Here is a 17,031-nt window from a genome sequence, read left to right on the forward strand (position 1 = left end):
ACGGCGGTGAAGGTGGTCTTGCTGTCGCCCTTGGCGATCTGAAGCGTGCCGTTGCCCAGTAGTTTGACGGCTTGGAGCTCTTTCATGCCCAGCCGGATCGCCAGTTGACAGATCTCCGCACTCAGGGTGCCCAAGAGCTGGTCTGAGGCCTTCTTCGCGCGTTTGTCGGCTTCCTTGGCAGCTGCCTCCAGGACGCTTTCTTCCGGTGACTTCCGATCAGGCTGCTCGGCGCGGCGTTCGGCGGCTTGGCGCTCTGCGAGGGCACCCTCGACACGGGCGACCTCAAGATGGGCGCGCAGAGAAGACTCGCTGGGCATGGCTGCCTGGGCTGCGGCGAGATCGGTGCGGGCCTGGGCCAGGCCGGCCTCGGATGCGGTGACGGTTTGGGCGGCCTGTCGGGCTGATTTCTTCGCTGCGGTGTGGGCCTCTTTGAGGGGCTGGATGGAGGCGGCGAGTTCATCGGCTGCCGACGGATCGACGGGGACTTCCGTGGGGGCGGAGCCGCAGATGCGGCAATGTGCCTCGTCGAGGTCCGCGTGGGGCAGCTGGTCCAGTGCGGTGGAGCAGCGCGGGCAGCAGGTGGGTTTCAGAGCCCCGAAGAAACGCTGGGCAGCCGCGGTCTCACGCAGGTCCCGCAGTCGGCTCTGATCCAGGACCAACGTAGCCCGCCCGGATCTCGCCGCGCGCCTGGAGCGCGAGGTGGAGGCCTCCGAGGTGGCGGTGAACTCCAGTCTCTCGGGCAGGTCGAACATCAGCGCCCTGTCCCGGCCGATCTGCCCGTACAGGAACCTCCCAGAAGTTGCCGTGGTGGGCGGAGACCTTCTCGATCTGCTCGTACTGCTGGGCGAACCCGCCGAAGCCCTCCACAATCTTCGTGACCGCGCCGAGCCCGCCGGCCTGCACCAGCAGGGCCTTCATCAGGGCAAGAACGGCCGGGGAGACCTCGCCGCCCAGGCGCCGGGCGACCTCCTCGACCGGCGCTCCTCGTCCAGGCCCTCAAGGGCGGCCTAGGAGTTGTCTTCAAATGACGCCCACATCAGGAGCGAGGCAAGGGGGACGGCTCCCTGGTAGGACTCGGCGGTCTTCTCGTAGCGGGTCGCGATGCCGCGCCACTGCTTGAGGCGGTTGAAACACCGTTCCACGACGTTGCGCCGCTTGTAGAGCTGCTTGTCGAAGGCCGGCGGACGCCCGCCGCGGCTGCCGCGGCGGAGCCGGTTGCGGACCTGGTCGGCCCGCTCGGGAATGGTATGTGGGATGCCCCGGTGCCGCAGCCAGGCCCGTATGGCGCGGGAGCTGTAGCCCTTGTCGCCCAGAACGTGCGCGGGCCGCACCCGGGGCCGCCCCACTCCCATGCGGGGCACCCGGATCGCCTCCATCACGGCGGTGAACTGCGTGCAGTCGTTGGTGTTCCCGCCCGTGACCACGAAGGCCAGCGGGCGCCCGAAGGCATCGCAGGCCAGGTGGATCTTGCTGGGCGGACCGCCCCGCGAGCGTCCGAGAGCCGGGCTGCGCGGCCCCCTTTTCGGGCCCCCGCCGCATGCTGGTGGGCTCGCACGACGGTGGAGTCGACCGACACCAGCCAGTCGACGTCCCCGGCCGCATCCGCCCTGGCCTGCGCGGCCCTCAGCATCCGCTCGAAAGTTCCATCCAGGGCCCACCGACGGAAGCGGGTGTGCAGTGTCTGCCACGGCCCGTACCGCTCGGGCACATCCCGCCAGGCCGTACCGGTGCGGAACTTCCACACCATTCCGTTGAGGACCCTTCGGTCGTCCAACCGCTTCCGGCCCCGTAGGGACGCGGGCAGCAGCGGTCGGACGAACTCCCACTCTGCATCGGACAGTTCATGGCGACGAATCACCAGACCATGATCCACTAAGACACCATCTCATTTGGCCGTGTTCGATAGCCTGCTGCCGTGGGAATCGTTGAGCGGCTGGTGCCGGACGAATTGTGGGAGCTGTTCCAGCGAGTGGTGCCGGAAGCGCCTACCCGGCCTCAGGGAGGCGGCCGGCGCCGGCACGGTGACCGGGAGGTGCTGGCTGCGATCGTGTTCGTGGCCACGTCGGGCTGCACGTGGCAGCAGCTGCCGTCCGCGTCGTTCGGGCCGTCGGGAGCGACGGCTCACAGGCGCTTCGCCGAGTGGACGAAGGCCAGGGTCTGGGCCAAGCTGCACCGCCTGGTCCTCGACGACCTCGGCGCCCGCGGTGAGCTGGACTGGTCCCGTTGCGCGATCGACTCGGTGAACATGCGTGCCCTGAAAAGGGGGACCTGACAGGCCCGAATCCTAATGGGCAGCGAAGCAGGTCATCGCTATCCGAATCCCGAGTGGGAGCTCTTTCGACAGACCGCGGGGCTCGCTTCAACACCGGACGCAGGGCTGAGTCCTTGTGCGCGTCCGAGCCTTCGAGCTCTGGATGCAGACGGGCCTGCCCTGCGTCCGGTGTCCGGTGTCCGGTGTCCGGTGTCCGGCAGCGGTTTCGGCCAGAACGGAGATCTCATCCGCCACCAGGGCGGGAAGTCCTCTACTGAGAGCGATCTGGTCAGGGGGGAACCGTTCTGCGTCCGACTGGTGAGCACAACTCCACCTCACGAAGACACAAACGCCTCGCGGTGGTCTCAACAGACCCAGTTCAGATCGCGCCACCCGGCGGTACGAACCAAGGGCTTCGATGGTCGTGGCCTGAGCCAACTGCAGGGAACACCTTTCATCGCGTCGCGAGCCCGAGAGCTCTCACGTAGACGAAGGACCGTGCAGCTCGCTGGGGTTGCGAACGGCTGGTGGGATGTTGTGCCTTGAGCACTTCCATTAGGGAGCACGCGCACCCTGCACAGGCTCTGGCCTGCGGAAACACCGGAACGAGGGAGAACACGATGGAGCTCGCAGGACTACCGGTGCCAGTGTTTTGCGGGGTGGACTGGGCGGAAGACCACCACGATGTCGCGTTGGTCGACGCCGGTGGAACACGGCTGGCCAAGCTACGAATCAGCGACGATACTGCCGGATTTACCCAGCTCACAGCCCTGCTGAGCGAACACGGCGACAGCAAAGATCACCCGATTCCGGTCGCAATCGAGACGTCCCGGGGGCTACTGGTCGCCTGCCTGCGCGCGACGGGACGTTCAGTGTTCGCGATCAATCCGCTGGCGGTGGCCCGCTATCGAGATCGGCACTCCGTCGCGAGGAAGAAGTCGGACGCCATCGACGCTGCTGCCCTGGCGAACATCTTGCGGACCGACATGGCCGCCCACCGACCTCTGCCGAAGGATTCCGAGCTGGCCCAGGCAATCGCGGTGCTGGCACGGGCCCAGCAGGACGCGGTCTGGGACCGGGCCCAAGCACACAACCAAGCTCCGCTCCCAACTGCGAGAGTTCTACCCGGCGATCCTTTCCGCCTTCGCCGACAAGCGCGAGGGCATCTGCTCGCCCGAGGCCCAGACCATCTTGGCCGCGGCCCCGACGCCGGCAGCGGCGGCCCGTCTCACGCGCCGACGTCTCCGGTCGCTGCTGAAGCAAGCCGGGCGCCAGCGCGGCATCGAAGCCGAGGCCGACCGGCTCCACGAGGTACTCCACCGCGAATACCTCCACCAGCTCCCCCAGGTGGAGGAGGCCTTCGGCTGGCAGACCACGGCCCTGCTGCGGCGGCTGGAAGCCGCCTGCACCAACGCCGACCAGCTCGAAGCCGCCACCAGGGAGGCCTTCGAACAGCACCCCGACGCTCCCATCATCTCCAGCTTTCCGGGCCTGGGGTCCTTAACCGGCGCCCGGGTCCTTGCCGAGATCGGCGACGACCGGGCCAGGTTTGCGACCGCCGGATCTTTGAAGGCCTATGCCGGCAGTACACCGGTCACCCGGGCGAGCGGCAAGAGCTGCACAGTGATGAGCCGCCGGGTCAAGAATCAGCGGCTTGCCGCCGTCGGCTATGTGTGGGCATTCGCCTCTCTGACCAGCTCACCGGGCGCCAGAGCTCACTACGACCGCCGCAAAGCAGCTGGTGACCGCCACGTCGCTGCCCAGCGCAACCTCTTCAACCGCTTCATGGGAATGCTCTTCCACTGCCTCCAACGCGGAGAGCACTACGACGAGACGAAGGCCTTCGCCAGCCAGCCTGTGGCAGACCTCCCCGCGCAGGCCGCTTGACGAAGTAAACGCGTGGGATGTCTGTCGACCGGGGCAAGTATGGTTCGAAGATTCACTTGATCACCGAGCGGACCGGTCTGCCCCTATCCGTCGGGATCTCCGGGGCGAACCTGCACGACAGCCAGGCGCTGATCCCGCTGGTGAAGGGCATACCGCCGATCCGATCCCGGCGCGGACGCCGACGGCGTAGGCCGGCCAAGCTCCACGCCGACAAGGGATACGACTACGACCACCTGCGGCGATGGGTACGCAAGCGGGGCATCAGACACCGCATCGCCCGCAAGGGCATCGAGTCCTCGACCCGCCTGGGCCGCCATCGTTGGACCGTAGAACGCACGATGTCCTGGCTCGCCGGATGCCGCCGACTGCACCGCCGCTACGAGCGCAAAGCCGAGCACTTCCTCGCCTTCACCAGCATCGCCTGCACACTCATCTGCTACCGCCGACTAGCCAAATGAGATGACGTCTAAGCAAGATCAATTTAGGCGGCTTCCATCAGCATCTCCTCAGCCACCGGTGGAGCGCTGTCCAGCAGCAGGGCGCGCCGGCAGAAGGGGGCGAAACGGCCGGCTTGTTCGAGTCCTACGCGCCAGCCCGCGGCGCTTGCCCGCACCACGGCAAGATCAATGGTGAGCGGCCGCACCGCGCGCCGGGTGACCTCACGGCGGTCGGCCTCGGCGGCGGCAGCCGGAAGCCGCCGTACCGCCGAACGCAGCCGTGCGGGCAGCGAGGCGAGGCCGACGGGCTCGTCGACGGGCAGCTCCAGAAGAGTCTGCAGCACATCGAGACTGTCCAGACGGGCCGCTGAGACGCGGGCGCGGCGTGCGCATTCTTGTTCGTCAAGGCGGTAGAACAGCAGCGCCTGGCTGCCCATCAGCTGGAGCGAGACAGACAGCGCGGCAGGATCCAGCACGGCCGCGGAGGCTGCGCGTACCGATGTGCCCACCGACGGGCTGGCCATGCCGTTCACCCTGCCTCATCCGACTTCAGCCGCACCCGGCGGCCCCGACTATCCCACCCGATGGGGCACGGCCGCCTCGTCCAAACGTTCCAAAACGCGCCCGATCCTTGCCACAGTGCTATATCGCCGCTCGCATGGCAGAACCACCGCCGTTTACTCGAACACCTGGGTCGTAGTCTGCGGACACGCCGCGTGGGCCGACTGAGCCGCGGCGCAGGCCCCGCAGCACGCTCCGCGCCGTCGGCTCGGTGACCTGTCTGCGGCAGGCCGGGGCGTTGTACAGGTCAGGAACTGGTGCGACGGAGTTCTGTCGTTCACTGATCCTGGCTGGCATCGGACGAGCTGTCAGTTCCGGCAAGGCTGGGGAGGGCTTCGATAGGTGCCCCTTGCCGCGGTTCATCGGGCAGGGCCAGCTCGAACCAGACCACTTTGCCCGTGGAGAGCCTGCTGACTCCCCAGCGTCTGGCTATCCGGTTGACCACATAAAGCCCACGGCCGGTCTCGTCCGTGCTGTTGGGCTGACGGGCTCTGGGCAGGCTCGGCTCGTCGTCGACAACTTCGCACCGCAATACGTCCGTTCGTAGCAGCCGCAGGGTGACGCGCTGGGAGGTGTGATGCACGGCGTTGGTCACGATCTCACTGACGAGCAGTTCCACCGGATCTATTAGCTCTTCCAGTCCCCAGCGCGACAGCGCGCGCCGTGCGAGGTGTCGCGCCTTGCGGGGGGCCGTGTCCTTCGCGTCGAGGAGCCAGAAGGCGACGTCGCCCGGCTCGATGCCCTCGAAGCGGGCAGCGAGCAATGCCACATCGTCTCCTCGGACTCTCTCGCTTGGTCCGACAAGGGCGTCGATCACGTTGTCGCAGAGTGCCTCCAACTCCCATGGTTCCTGGTTGGCGTTGGCCGGACGGCCTGCAGCCACTTGTTCACACAGCTGTTCTACCCCTTCCCACGCGTCTCGGGTCCGCGATTCCACCAGACCGTCGGTGTACATCAGGAGGGTGGCGCCGACGGGGGCGTCCACTTCGATGACCTCATAATCCACGCCGCCCACACCAATAGGGGTGCCGGGCATTACCTGCAGCACCTCGGCCTTGCCACCCAGGTGCAGCAGGACCGGCGGGGGATGTCCGGCGTTGGCGATGGTGAGGCGGTGTGATACCGGGTCGTAGACGGCGTACAGGCAGGTCGCGAGATGGTTCCCGCCCAGGCGCTGGGCCTGCTCGTCGAGGTGGTGCAGGACCTCGTGGGGCAGCAGGTCGAGGCCGGCCAAGGTCTGCAGTGAGGTGCGCAACTGGCCCATGATGGCGGCGGACACAGTGGCGTGGCCCATGACATCGCCGATGACCAGGGCGGCTCGGCTGCCAGGCAGGGGGATGGAGTCGTACCAGTCGCCGCCGACGCGTGCGGTTTCGGTGGCTGGCAGATAGCGGCTGGCCAGTCGGATGCCGGTGGGCTGGGCGAGGCTTGCAGGCAGCATGGTGCGCTGCAGTTCATCCATGGCGACGGCCTGGCTTCGGACCAGGAGTGCCCGGTCGATGCCGAGAGCGGTATGCGTGGCCATCTGTGCCGCGACGAGCAGGTCCGCCTCGTCGTATGGCGGCGGATGGTGACGGAGGAACATGGCGAATCCGAGCAACTGTCTCTTGCTCTGCAGGGGAGCGATGATCACGCTGGCCTGGGCCGGGAGAAGGCCGGCGGTGACGTCTGCCAGGGCAGCGCGGGAGAGAGCATCGTTGACGGTGACGGGGCGCACGCTGCTGAGGATCTCGGCCAGGGGGCTGCCTTTCGGCACGGTGAGTTCCTCGGGTGCCGACGGCAGCGGGAGGAGAGCCGCTGACCTGAGTGCGTTCTGGCGGTGAGCGAGGCGCACATCGCCCAGAAACGACGATTCGTAGTCCTGCAGTGGCTCTCTGAGGTAGATGAAAATTCCGTCGGCGAACTCCGGCACCGCTGCACCGCCGAGGCCTGTCACGACTTCCTCGACGTTGATGCCGGCGGCGATGCGCTCTGTGGCGGCGGAGGCGAGCCGCATACGGTCCAGCGATGGCACGGGTCCGCCGGCCAGCTCGCCCGGCTCGAATGGCATGGTCACGGGGTTGTGTGCGGTTGTTGCCAACAATGGACCGCCGTCTTGCGGCTGGGCTCGCGTGCTGTCTGCAGCCGGCGTCGATGTGTCCCCGACGGTCTGGCCGGGAATCGTGCGGCCACTGCGACCGTCCTTGGCGGCCTCGGCGACATTCATGCCGAGATCCTCTGCGGCTTCCTGTACGGCGTCGTGCTCCAAATCCAGTGCGACACGCACCTTCTCCAGCGCATCGTCTACGGCGTCGAGCCCGGCCTCTTCAGGTGCTGGCGGCGTGAGCGGAGCGGGCAGCAGTCTGGCGCCGCCGTCAGACTGGGCTGAGGTCGTCGTCTTCGCTTTAAGGGCCTCAAGCTCGGTTTCCAGTTCCTGGATCCGCCGTGCTGCGTGATCGGCGACCGCCTGTGCCCGTTGCCGGTCGCCGTCGGCACGGGTCAATTGCGTGCGCAGTTCCAGTTCCTGGCTCTCGGCCCGTCGTCGTGTCTGTTCGAGGCGCTCGACATCAGCCGGGGCCTGCAGTGTGGAACTCCTCAGTGCGTCGACACGGCGGGTGAGTTCCAGAACCTTCGCCTGGGCTTGGCCGAGCATGCCGAAGAGGATGGTGGCGATCTGCAGGGCCTGCTGCCGTCCCTGCTCGCTGGCCTCGAAGGCCCGACGGGCACGGTTGAGTTCCTCGTAGGCGGTGATGGCCTGACGCTGAACCTCCAGCACCTCCCGCGCGGTTACCTGCGGGCCGCTGCCGTCGGTGGCCGTCGGCGCAGTCTGCGCCAGACGCCATAATCTTTGCAGGGGGACCAGTCGCTGGCCGGCTGTCTCGCTGTCCTCGTCGGGGTAGCAGACGTCAGCCACAGCTTCCACCAGATCCCACGACAGGCCCTCGCCCGCCAGTTGCTTACGGAGCTTGGTCAGCGACGGAACCTGGCCACCAACGAAGTGTTCGGCCGTCAGGCGCTGATGAAGGTGGGCCACGGGCACCCCTGCCGTGTCCAACCACGAGCGGAGCGTTCCGACGAGTTCGTTGATCTCCGCGCATGAACCGCGCGCCGGCATCCACGGGCGCCCGGCACGAGTCCGCTCCCCCAAAGCGCAGCCCTCCCTTGCCTATTGTTCTGCCACAACCCACGGCTTATCTCTGCAACAACATCCAACCGCTCGTCCACCAGCGCGCGCCGGGAAATCGTGGAACTGCATCCGAGGAACCGACAACCCGAGTCACAGGCGGTATTACGCGTGTCCCCCCGATCCACGATCGTGCTGGTCCTACTCGCCATCGTTCTCACGCTCGCCCTGGCCGCAGGCATCACTGCCGCCGCGCTGGCCCGCTGGGACAACGCGACCATCCCCGCAGCCATCACCCGCGCAGGAATCGCCTTCGCCAGCGCGCTCTCCCTCGGCATCGCCTGCACCGCGCTCCTCGTTTCCACCTGGCCATAGACACACTGACATCTGGGACGCGGCGGCTCACTGCTTTCACCAGCCCGGCCCCTCGGCGGCTGAAACCCGGGTTGCCGACGACCACACACCCACGGCCAGCCGCTCGCGCCGCCACCGAGATCACCGCTCAGGCCGACCGGACGGGCGGCACGGCACCCGGCGTGAGGGAGCCGACGCCTACTCCACTACCTCACCGGGCTCCTCGGCCAGCTCCGCCACGAGACCGCCCTGGCGGCGGGCTGGCCGATCGGCACCGGCGCGACCGAAGGCACCTGCCGCCACATCGTGGGCGGCCGACTCGACATCACCGACAGCTGCGGGGGGTCTCAAAGGCGTCGAGGCAGTCCTCAAATTCCGGGCCTGAACGACAACGACGACTTCCACACCTGCTGGGCGTTTCACTCGCCCGCGACCACGAACACTTCTCTCCACGCGCTGAGCGGCTACGGAGAAGCCAAGTGCTCATCCTTCTCGGCCTCCGAGCAACTGTCCCCGGCTGCCCTCGCCCCGATACTGAGCTCCCGGCCCCCATTGCACGTGTGCTGAATCTCCGCTCGGAGATCGAGTCCATCCCGCGTCGCACTCTCGGCCACCAGGAACAGCGAACCGCTCGCACCGGCAGTCCGACGACTCAGGCCGGCAGCCCGAGAGAGTCGTTCTCCCCCGTGCCGGTTGTTGAACGTCCGGAGGCGAATGCGAGGACAGCTGCCAGGACGGAGATGGCGGCGAGGGCGAGGAAAAGTCTGTGGTACCCGCCCAATGATCTTGCGAGGGCTGCGCCGACCCAGGGGGCGAGGGCGGCGGTCACGGTGGCGGGGGCGGTGAGGAGTCCGGACAGGCGGCCGTGCTGGCGAGCGGGTGCTGTCCGCTGCGCAGCACTCCTTCGTCCACGGCTTCACGCACCCTGACGGCCCGCACACACGGGTAGGGACTGGTCCGCCCGGTGGGCGGAGGCAGTCCCTACCCGTGCTGATGCGTGTGCCAGAAGCCCCGGGCCTTTTCGCTGGAAGGACGTCGCGCGCTCCAGCGCGAATCGTGCCCGCCAGGCCAAAGCATCGCCCCGCCCCAGCCGGTCGGGTCCCAGGGAGTGCGAGAGGGCCCGGATGGCGTGGATCCGGGCCCTCTTCAGCAGTAGCGGGGACAGGATTTGAACCTGCGACCTCTGGGTTATGAGCCCAGCGAGCTACCGAGCTGCTCCACCCCGCGTCGGTAGCCCCCACCGTACGCCATAACAGCAGGCACCGAAGACCACCAGCCGACGCAGGGTCGCTATGCGGCGAAGCCGCCGTTGGTGACGTACTCGTAGCGAGCCGAGGTCGACGATCGTGTCCTGCCACGCGGCATCGAGGCTCTGGTGGTCGCCAGCCGCCCATGAGCCGACGATGCGGTCCCAGCGGCGTACGTTCAGGTACTCCACCACGCGCTGCAGCGGCTGCGGCACCTGGGACTGGTTGAGCGGGTGGATCTCCACTCGCGTACCGCGTCCGTCGCGGTTGAGGCGCCTGAGGAGATGGCGGGCGACGTCGCGACGCCGCAGAGCTGGCCGCGCTGGCCGACCACCTCACCGCCCACGGCCTGGTCCTGGAAATGCTTGCCGGCCCCCTCCAGGGGATGTACGACCCCAGCGGGCCGGGCCGTCTGCTGTTCGGGTTCTTCGCAGCTATGGCGGAGACGGAGCGAGAGAACATCCGGGAGTCCACACTCGAAGGGCTGGACGCCGCAGCCCGCAAGGGAAACCACGGCGGCCGGCCCCCGGTCATCACCGTCGACATGCTCCACACCGTGCTCCGCCGCCGCGCGAACGGCGAGACCGTCGAGGACATCGAGCCCGACCTCCTCATCCCCACCGGCCGCCGCAAGGGACAGAGCCCCAGCCTCTCCAGCATCTACCGGGCACTGGCCGAGCACGAGAAGACCCAGGCCTACCCGGAGGCCGTCGAGACCGCGCGCACTTCTGCGAACGCGAAGCGTGACGGTTCCGCCTGGACCAGGTCAGTCGCGCCGATCGCAGGGATCTTGACGCATACCGATATCGGCATATGATCGCACCATGGCACGAGCAGCGACGACGTCGGACGTCTTCAACGCGATCGCCGAGCCGCAGCGCCGGGAGATCCTGGTGCTGCTGCGGGCTGGTGAGCGGTCGGTGACCGAGTTGGCCCAGGAGTTGGGGATGACCCAGCCGGGGGCGTCCAAACATCTGCGGGTGCTCCGGGAGGTCGGGCTGGTGCGCGACCGCAAGGCAGGCAAGCAGCGCCTGTACGGCCTTGACGCCAGCGGGCTGCGGCCCGTCCACGAGTGGACCGGCGGTTTCGAGCAGTTCTGGAACGAGAGCTTCAACCGACTGGACGCCTACGTGCAGGACCTGAAGCAGACAAGGAAAGCGGACTAGCTGATGAGCACGACAGAACAAGGAACGCCAGCGCAGTCGGCGACAGCCGACCGCGAGATCGTCATCTCCCGGATCATCGAGGCCCCACGCGGGCTGGTGTTCGAGGCGTTCACCGACGTTCGACACCTGTCGCGATGGTGGGGACCGGAAGGGTTCACCACCACCACGCGGACGTTCGAGTTCCGCGTCGGCGGAGAGTGGGACTTCGTGATGCACGGACCGGACGGGACGGACTACCAAGAGTGGATCACCTGGACCGAGCTCGCCCCACCGGAACGGATCGCGATGCTCCACGGTGAGACCCGCGATGACCCGAACGCCTTCGAGTCGGTCCTGACGTTCGAGCCCGACGGCACGGCGACCCGGATCGAGATGCACACGGTGTTCCCCACCAAGGAGCAGCGCGACGAGGCGGTCGAGAAGTACCACGCGATCGAGGGCGGCCAGCAGACCCTGAGCAACCTGGCTGCATACGTCACCGAGATCGTTCGGAAGGGAGTTGAGGACTGATGGCCGGGAAGGTGTTCTTCAGCGTGTCGATGTCGCTGGACGGTTTCATCGCGCCCGAGTCCCTTGGGGACTTGATGGGGCAGCAGTGGATGGAACTGCAGCGGTGGATGTTCCCGCTGCAGTTCTTCCGGGAGAACCTGAAGCTCGGCGAGGGCGGCGAGGAAGGGCGCGACAACGACATCGCGCGGGAGACGTTCGAGCGCACCGGCGCGAGCGTGATGGGCAAGCGCATGTTCGACGCCGGCGAGCAGATGTGGCCGGAGGATGCGCCGTTCCACACGCCGGTCTTCGTCGTGACGCACACCAAGCGTGACCCCTGGGAGCGGCCGGGCGGGACCACGTTCCACTTCGTCAACGACGGCATCGAGTCCGCCCTCGACCAGGCCCGCGAGGCCGCCGGCGACCGGGACGTCCGCATCGCGGGCGGCGGCGCAACGATCCTGGAGTACGTGAACGCCGGCCTGATCGACGAGTTCTCGATCGCGCTCTCACCCGTGCTGTTCGGCTCCGGAATCCGCCTGTTCGAGGGCGTGGACGCCAGCCGTGTGGCGCTGGAGCAGGTCCGCGCGGAGCCCTCCCCGAGGGTGACGCATTTGACCTACGCCGTCCGGGAGCGGTAACTGTCCCGAACTCAGCGCTCTCCCGCCGAGGTCAGCTGCCGGCGGACGGCCCGGCCCGCCCTGGCGGCGACGACGGATGGCGATACGTGCTCACCTTTGAGGGCGGGGAGCTGGCCATGTACGCCGACGCGGTGTCCGCTGCTGTCCGCAGTGATCCCCGGCTACGACGAACTTCCCAGCAACGAGAACGGTGACGAAGCAGTGTTCGTGGCTCGCTTTGAGGCGGCGATCGAGCTGGCCAACCTGGTGCAGACCGCGCTGGTGATCGACGCCACCGAGAACGACGGCTGGTCACTGGAGCAGGTCACCGCCAGGCCCTGACGGGGCCATACGCTCCAGGCGTCCGTACGGGGAGAGTGACGGCCTTCGTCCGGGCGTCACTACCAGGTCCGCTGCCCGGCCGGACTGTTTCGCAGATATCTGCCTGCGCTGTACACCGGCGCCTCTACCGTCCAGCCCGACTCCTGGGGTGAACTGCAGGACTACGCCGCGCACGATCCGGCGGGACGCGACGTTCAGCCGTTCGTCGACCTTGTCGACAGCCACGGTGCCGAAGCCATCCTCGCCGCCGTCGACCAGCTCATCGATGAGCAGCAGGCTGACGCGGTCGTCTCCACCGCCCACACGGCGAAAGGCCGCGAATGGCCCACCGTCAGAATCGGCAACGACTTTCCACCGCCCAAGGACACCAACCAGCAGGACAACCAAGGACGCCCTATCCCGGAACCCGTCAGCGACACCGACGCACGCCTCGCCTAAGTCGCCGTCACCCGCGCCCGACAGCACCTCGACCTCGGAGGTCTCTCCTGGATCAACTCCCACCCGCCGCCCTGAGTTCGGCCTAGCGCGTAAGACCATCCTCGCCCGCTGAGCAAGATGGGGCCCGCCGCTACGGGGGAAAGCGGCGGGCCACCGCTTGCCATGGTGCCCCAGCACGTGCCGCGCTGGCGAAGTAACCGCCGTCCGCGGCACAGTGGAGCCAGGAAGCGTGTGGGGCTTGCCCCCAGTGTGTGGCCCGCTTTGCGGTTCCACTCCCCCGGACAAGAGGTTCCGTGTTTGGGCGCGGGTCCGGAGAATTCGTCGCGCCGGCGTTCGGCCGCGGCATGCCCAAACTGAGAGCGGGCGCCACGCTGGAGCCGAGCCGTCCCTTCTGCCGAAGGACGGGCTTCATGCTCCCAAATACCGTATCCCCGGCCATACTTGTTCCCCTGCTGCAGCGGGAATGGTCCCGCTCGTCGTTGCCTTGGGACAGACCGTGTCCATGCTCTGAAAAGAATCTTGGTCGCTGCAGTACCCGGCAAGGCCTGCTGTGAACGATGAAGAGGGGGACACCGTTCAGGAACGATTGTGAGGTCCGGGGTGCTTGAGTCAGTAGGACCCGCTGAGGTTGCGTCAGCGGTCAGCGGGCTGGCCGCGCTGGCCGCGCTCGCGCTCCGGATCCGCGGGCGCGTGGCGCTCATGCGAGAGCAGCGGCAGGCCTTGGCGGAGGTGGCAGCCGTGGTGGCCGGCAGTGGCGGGTCTGCACAGGTTCGTGTTCGTACCCAGGAGAGCGTGTGGGCGCTCGATGTCGGTGTGTCCGAACCGGTGGTCGGTGATGGGGAGCACGGTCGGCGATCCGGTACTGGGGGTGATTCGTCGCGGTGAGGAGCTCGTATGAAGGTAGGGGCTTGGACTTGCCGGGGGCCGGCGGGGTGCACGCGGTGCGCATGCGGGCGGTCTATCACGAACATCACCCGTATTTATGGAGGTTCGTCCAGCGCCGGATCCCTGCAAGCCGCCAAGACGCCGAGGATGTGTGCCAGGAAACCTGGTCGATCTTCTTCTCGCGGTTCGAGGAGCACATCGGGAACTTCGCCACCCCTCGGTTGATTCTCTGTCCCATCGCCCGCTACCGGGTCGCCGATTACTGGCGGCGGCGCGGCAGGATTCATGAAGCGCTTGTTGAGGGCGAGGACTTGGCGCTGCTCGCTGACGCAGTGGCAGGAACCCACTACGCGATCGACGATGAAGGGGTCTGCAGGAACATTGACCTGATGGAGGCTCTGGCTGGTCTGCCCCGGCGGCAGCGGGAGGCCTTGCACTTCCACTACCTCGACGAGCTCACGGTGGAAGAGACCGCACAGCTCATGGCCATCAGTGCCAACACGGTGAAGAAGAACCTCGGCCGCGCACGCGAGCAGCTAAGGAAATCACTTCACCTGCACTCCTATGAGCTCGCGGTCAAGCCGGAAGAGGTGCACGAATGACGCGCAGCAACGATCGTCGCGAGTTCACCGAGGAGGAACTCGATGCGGGTTTCGATGCGGTCATGGCCCGCGCGGCCCGGCTGCCGGAGAGCAAGAGGAACGCGCTCGCTCGGGTCGCGGAGCGGCTGGAACTCGGGTACGCGGCTTATGCGCAGGGGATGCAGATCCTCCTGGACCCGGAAGGCGATCCGGAGGAAGCCGAGCACTGGCTCCGCAAGGCTGTCGGCCAGGGAATCCCAGGGGCAGCAGCCGTGCTGGAGAGCATCTGCCGGGGAGTCCGCGCAGCATCTCAGCCGCCCTGTGAAACGGATGAGACCGGCCCTGCACCGGGTTGTGTGCCGGCCAGCGGGCTGGGGGCTGCCCGGCGCGAAGCCTCGGCCGGTGGCCGGGAAGCTGGTGCAGGTGTTGTCCTCGATCCCGTCCGGCTGGCCCCGGTGGCTCCCGAGGCAGAGCGCAAAGAGGCGTCAGGCGTGCAGACCGAGTCGGAGCCGTACGTGCGCCTTGCGACCCTGCGACAACTGCACCAGGTCATGGCCGATATGAACACGGCCCGCAGCCTGGCCGACACGCTGCAGACCGTTGCCGACGGCGTGGTGGGCGGTCTCGGCTACGAGCTGGCGTGCGTCAACCTGGTCCGCCCCGACGGCGACCTCGTCGTCGCCGCCTTCGCCGGCAGTCCCGCCGCCGAGGCGCTGATCATCGGCCGTGTCAGCCCGCGTGCATCCTGGGAACGCCGCCTGTCCATGGGTGAGCGCTGGGGCGACCTGGTCTTCATCCCGCACTCCGAGGGCCAGGTTCCAGGCGACGATGTCTCCCAGTGCCATGCCGGCGGGCCCGCGCCGCGCTTCGGGGACGAATGGCACCCCTCCGACCGGCTGTTCGCGCCCCTCTACACGTCGGGCACGCCGGACAGCTCGGACGGTGAGCTGATCGGCGTGCTCTCGGTGGACCGGCCGCGCAACGGCCGGCGGCCGGGCGCGTGGGGGCGTGAGGCGTTGCAGATGTACGCGTTCCAGGCGGCTACTGCGATCAATAACGCGCGTCTGCGGGCCAACATGCAGCGCGCGCTCGGCCGGCTTGAGCAGGAGCAGCAGGCGCTGCAGGTCGGTGACGGGGCCTTCTTGCGGGAGGCGACGGCCAACGCACCGTCCGGGCTGGCCGTCTCCGAGAAGACCGATGACTACTCCGGCCGGATCCTACGTACCAACGACGCCCTGTGCCGGCTGCTCGGCCGTCCCGCTTCCGCGATGCGCCGCTATGCCTTTTGTGACCTCGTCCATCCCGGCGACATCGAGGTGCTCAGGCAGACCTCGATGCACGGCGGGCGGGCCGAGCTGCGGCTGGGACGGCGGGATGGAAGCTACCTGTGGGTCTCGCTGGACAGTTCCGTCGTCCAAGAGGGAGACAACTGGTTCGTGATCACCTACGTCGAAGACATCGACGAACGCAGGCGTGACGAACTGTGCCTCGACCAGCGCGCTTCGCACGACCCGCTGACCGGACTGCCCAATTCCGCCGAGCTGCGCTTCCGTCTGTCAGCCCGGCTGTGCGGTGCAGTGCACAAAGCCTCATCAACGGGCGGGACGCCCCCCGTCAAACCCGGACACCTTCACGCCGGCGCGCCCAGCGGCGGGAGCGGTACTACGAGCACGGGTCTGGCCGTTATCCACTTCGGCCTGGACGGCTTTGAGCAGATCAACGCCCGCTTCGGGCGCAGCACCGGCGACTCTGTACTGATCGAGATTGCCCGGCGGCTCGGCCATGGCACACGCGACGGCGATACCGTCGCGAGGCTTGGCGGCGACGATTTCGTCGTCCTCGCCGACGACATCACCCAGCCCGGCGCTCAAGACCTCGCTGCCCGGCTGCACAACCAGATCATTCGGCCCATCAGGGTCGGCGACCGCGCCATGCTCATCGGCGCCGACGTCGGGATCACCTGGGCTCGATGCGGCATGAGCCCGGATGAAGTCCTGGAATCCATCGAGCAGCAGAAAGCACACGAGCTCACCGACTACCAGCGAACCCTTCACGGTGTGACTGCCGTCTGACCGAGCAACTCCCCCACGACGCCGCGCCGCAGGGCTGCCCGCAGGACGAAGTCCACATCAGCCTCGAGCAGGACCTTCAGCAGGCCCGGCGCGCGCGATGGTGGCACTGGTGTGCCTGAGCTAACACACCACCCTGGCGAAGATCGCTGCCGGGCTCGGGATCAGCAAGTCCACCGCCCACGCCTGAGACGGGCGGAGCTTGCAGCGCCGGTCCTCCTCACGGGTGACGACGAGCATGGTGACCACTCCACGAAGTGTATGCGGCAGGTATAGTGCGGCAGGATAGATAACTAACGAAGCCCCCGAGCAACGTGGTCGAGACGTCAGACATCTCGATCAACAGCTCGGGGCCTCGCTCGTTGCGCTTGTGGACCGTCACCCGATCGGTGGCCAGCTCGAAGAAACTCACTATCTCCCCGCGCCCGAGTTGAAATGCCGCTGCTGACAGCGGACTTACGGCGAGGAGCCGCGCGAGACCACCCACAGCTGTACGGCCATGAGCACTAGGGAGCGTATCGAGTCGTGATCGATCTGCGGGATTCGCCTTCATGGTGGGGCCTGGACCGGTAGACCTTTTACGTGACGCGAGTGCAACTAA

12 protein-coding genes, 1 tRNA gene and 5 pseudogenes are annotated in these 17,031 nt (G+C 67.4%); 12 read left to right on the top strand and 6 right to left on the bottom strand.

What is annotated here, in order from left to right:
• Nucleotides 1–699 precede the first annotated feature (699 nt).
• Nucleotides 700–1,011 carry a hypothetical protein gene (locus ACZ562_RS34755; RefSeq protein ID WP_471187767.1) on the top strand — a complete coding sequence of 104 codons (312 nt, stop codon included), beginning with the start codon at nt 700–702 and terminating at the stop codon, nt 1,009–1,011.
• Here ACZ562_RS34755 and ACZ562_RS34760 read toward each other — a convergent pair.
• Nucleotides 1,008–1,855 (bottom strand): IS5 family transposase gene (locus tag ACZ562_RS34760; RefSeq protein ID WP_471187804.1). Its coding sequence is split into 2 segments (ribosomal slippage): nt 1,008–1,519 and nt 1,519–1,855, totalling 849 coding nucleotides; the frame shifts between segments, so codons are not numbered across the junction. The genes ACZ562_RS34755 and ACZ562_RS34760 overlap by 4 nt on opposite strands.
• Nucleotides 1,856–1,915: 60 nt before the next feature.
• On the opposite strand from ACZ562_RS34760, the pseudogene ACZ562_RS34765 reads away from it, so the two are divergent.
• The 3 pseudogenes from ACZ562_RS34765 to ACZ562_RS34775 all read left to right on the top strand — a co-directional run.
• A pseudogene (locus ACZ562_RS34765) lies at nt 1,916–2,290 on the top strand (transposase); the annotation flags it as partial.
• Between the two features lie 581 nt (nt 2,291–2,871).
• Nucleotides 2,872–4,138, top strand: a pseudogene (locus ACZ562_RS34770) (IS110 family RNA-guided transposase).
• Nucleotides 4,139–4,164: 26 nt separating this feature from the next.
• Nucleotides 4,165–4,596, top strand: a pseudogene (locus ACZ562_RS34775) (IS5 family transposase); the annotation flags it as partial.
• 23 nt (nt 4,597–4,619) lie between these two features.
• On the opposite strand, the gene ACZ562_RS34780 reads toward ACZ562_RS34775, so the two are convergent.
• Together ACZ562_RS34780 and ACZ562_RS34785 are read right to left on the bottom strand one after the other, a co-directional pair.
• Nucleotides 4,620–5,099 (bottom strand): hypothetical protein, encoded by a 480-nt coding sequence (locus ACZ562_RS34780; RefSeq protein ID WP_471187770.1) that lies wholly within the window; start codon nt 5,097–5,099, stop codon nt 4,620–4,622.
• Between the two features lie 314 nt (nt 5,100–5,413).
• Nucleotides 5,414–8,149 (bottom strand): ATP-binding SpoIIE family protein phosphatase, encoded by a 2,736-nt coding sequence (locus ACZ562_RS34785; RefSeq protein WP_471187773.1) that lies wholly within the window; start codon nt 8,147–8,149, stop codon nt 5,414–5,416.
• Nucleotides 8,150–8,410: 261 nt separating this feature from the next.
• Between ACZ562_RS34785 and ACZ562_RS34790 the strand changes: the two genes are divergently transcribed.
• Entirely contained in the window at nt 8,411–8,614 is a 204-nt protein-coding gene (locus tag ACZ562_RS34790) for a hypothetical protein (RefSeq protein ID WP_471187775.1), read from the top strand.
• A gap of 1,132 nt (nt 8,615–9,746) precedes the next feature.
• On the opposite strand, the gene ACZ562_RS34795 is transcribed toward ACZ562_RS34790, so the two are convergent.
• Both ACZ562_RS34795 and ACZ562_RS34800 read right to left on the bottom strand, forming a co-directional pair.
• A tRNA-Met gene (locus tag ACZ562_RS34795) sits at nt 9,747–9,820 on the bottom strand.
• 63 nt (nt 9,821–9,883) lie between these two features.
• A pseudogene (locus ACZ562_RS34800) lies at nt 9,884–10,151 on the bottom strand (transcriptional regulator); the annotation flags it as partial.
• Nucleotides 10,152–10,195: 44 nt separating this feature from the next.
• Here ACZ562_RS34800 and ACZ562_RS34805 point away from each other — a divergent pair.
• From ACZ562_RS34805 to ACZ562_RS34835, 7 genes and pseudogenes are all read left to right on the top strand, one after another.
• A complete protein-coding gene (locus ACZ562_RS34805) occupies nt 10,196–10,657 on the top strand; it encodes a recombinase family protein (protein WP_471187807.1) in 462 nt (153 codons plus the stop codon).
• A gap of 7 nt (nt 10,658–10,664) precedes the next feature.
• On the top strand, nt 10,665–11,006 hold the full coding sequence (locus tag ACZ562_RS34810) for an ArsR/SmtB family transcription factor (protein ID WP_471187778.1): 342 nt from the start codon (nt 10,665–10,667) through the stop codon (nt 11,004–11,006).
• 3 nt (nt 11,007–11,009) lie between these two features.
• Nucleotides 11,010–11,516: an SRPBCC family protein gene (locus tag ACZ562_RS34815; RefSeq protein WP_471187781.1), complete on the top strand. Its 507-nt coding sequence runs from the start codon at nt 11,010–11,012 to the stop codon at nt 11,514–11,516.
• On the top strand, nt 11,516–12,136 hold the full coding sequence (locus ACZ562_RS34820; RefSeq protein WP_471187784.1) for a dihydrofolate reductase family protein: 621 nt from the start codon (nt 11,516–11,518) through the stop codon (nt 12,134–12,136). Before ACZ562_RS34815 ends, ACZ562_RS34820 begins: the two co-directional genes overlap by 1 nt.
• Nucleotides 12,137–12,598: 462 nt before the next feature.
• Nucleotides 12,599–12,970, top strand: a pseudogene (locus ACZ562_RS34825) (DNA helicase); the annotation flags it as partial.
• A gap of 833 nt (nt 12,971–13,803) precedes the next feature.
• Nucleotides 13,804–14,382, top strand: coding sequence for an RNA polymerase sigma factor (locus ACZ562_RS34830; RefSeq protein WP_471187787.1), 579 nt, complete (start codon nt 13,804–13,806; stop codon nt 14,380–14,382).
• A gap of 470 nt (nt 14,383–14,852) precedes the next feature.
• On the top strand, nt 14,853–16,433 hold the full coding sequence (locus ACZ562_RS34835; RefSeq protein WP_471187810.1) for a diguanylate cyclase domain-containing protein: 1,581 nt from the start codon (nt 14,853–14,855) through the stop codon (nt 16,431–16,433).
• 120 nt (nt 16,434–16,553) lie between these two features.
• Here ACZ562_RS34835 and ACZ562_RS34840 read toward each other — a convergent pair whose 3' ends face one another.
• A complete protein-coding gene (locus ACZ562_RS34840) occupies nt 16,554–16,679 on the bottom strand; it encodes a hypothetical protein (protein WP_471187790.1) in 126 nt (41 codons plus the stop codon).
• Nucleotides 16,680–17,031: the final 352 nt, after the last annotated feature.

It is taken from the genome of Streptomyces sp. NPDC040410 (assembly GCF_055595715.1).

What these genes read in the sequence shown, in the direction of transcription:
- ACZ562_RS34815 (WP_471187781.1), top strand. Translation starts at nt 11,010, where the DNA reads ATGAGCACGACAGAACAAGGAACGCCAGCGCAGTCGGCGACAGCCGAC.
- ACZ562_RS34810 (WP_471187778.1), top strand. Translation starts at nt 10,665, where the DNA reads ATGGCACGAGCAGCGACGACGTCGGACGTCTTCAACGCGATCGCCGAG.
- ACZ562_RS34820 (WP_471187784.1), top strand. Translation starts at nt 11,516, where the DNA reads ATGGCCGGGAAGGTGTTCTTCAGCGTGTCGATGTCGCTGGACGGTTTC.
- ACZ562_RS34780 (WP_471187770.1), bottom strand. Translation starts at nt 5,099, where the DNA reads ATGGCCAGCCCGTCGGTGGGCACATCGGTACGCGCAGCCTCCGCGGCC.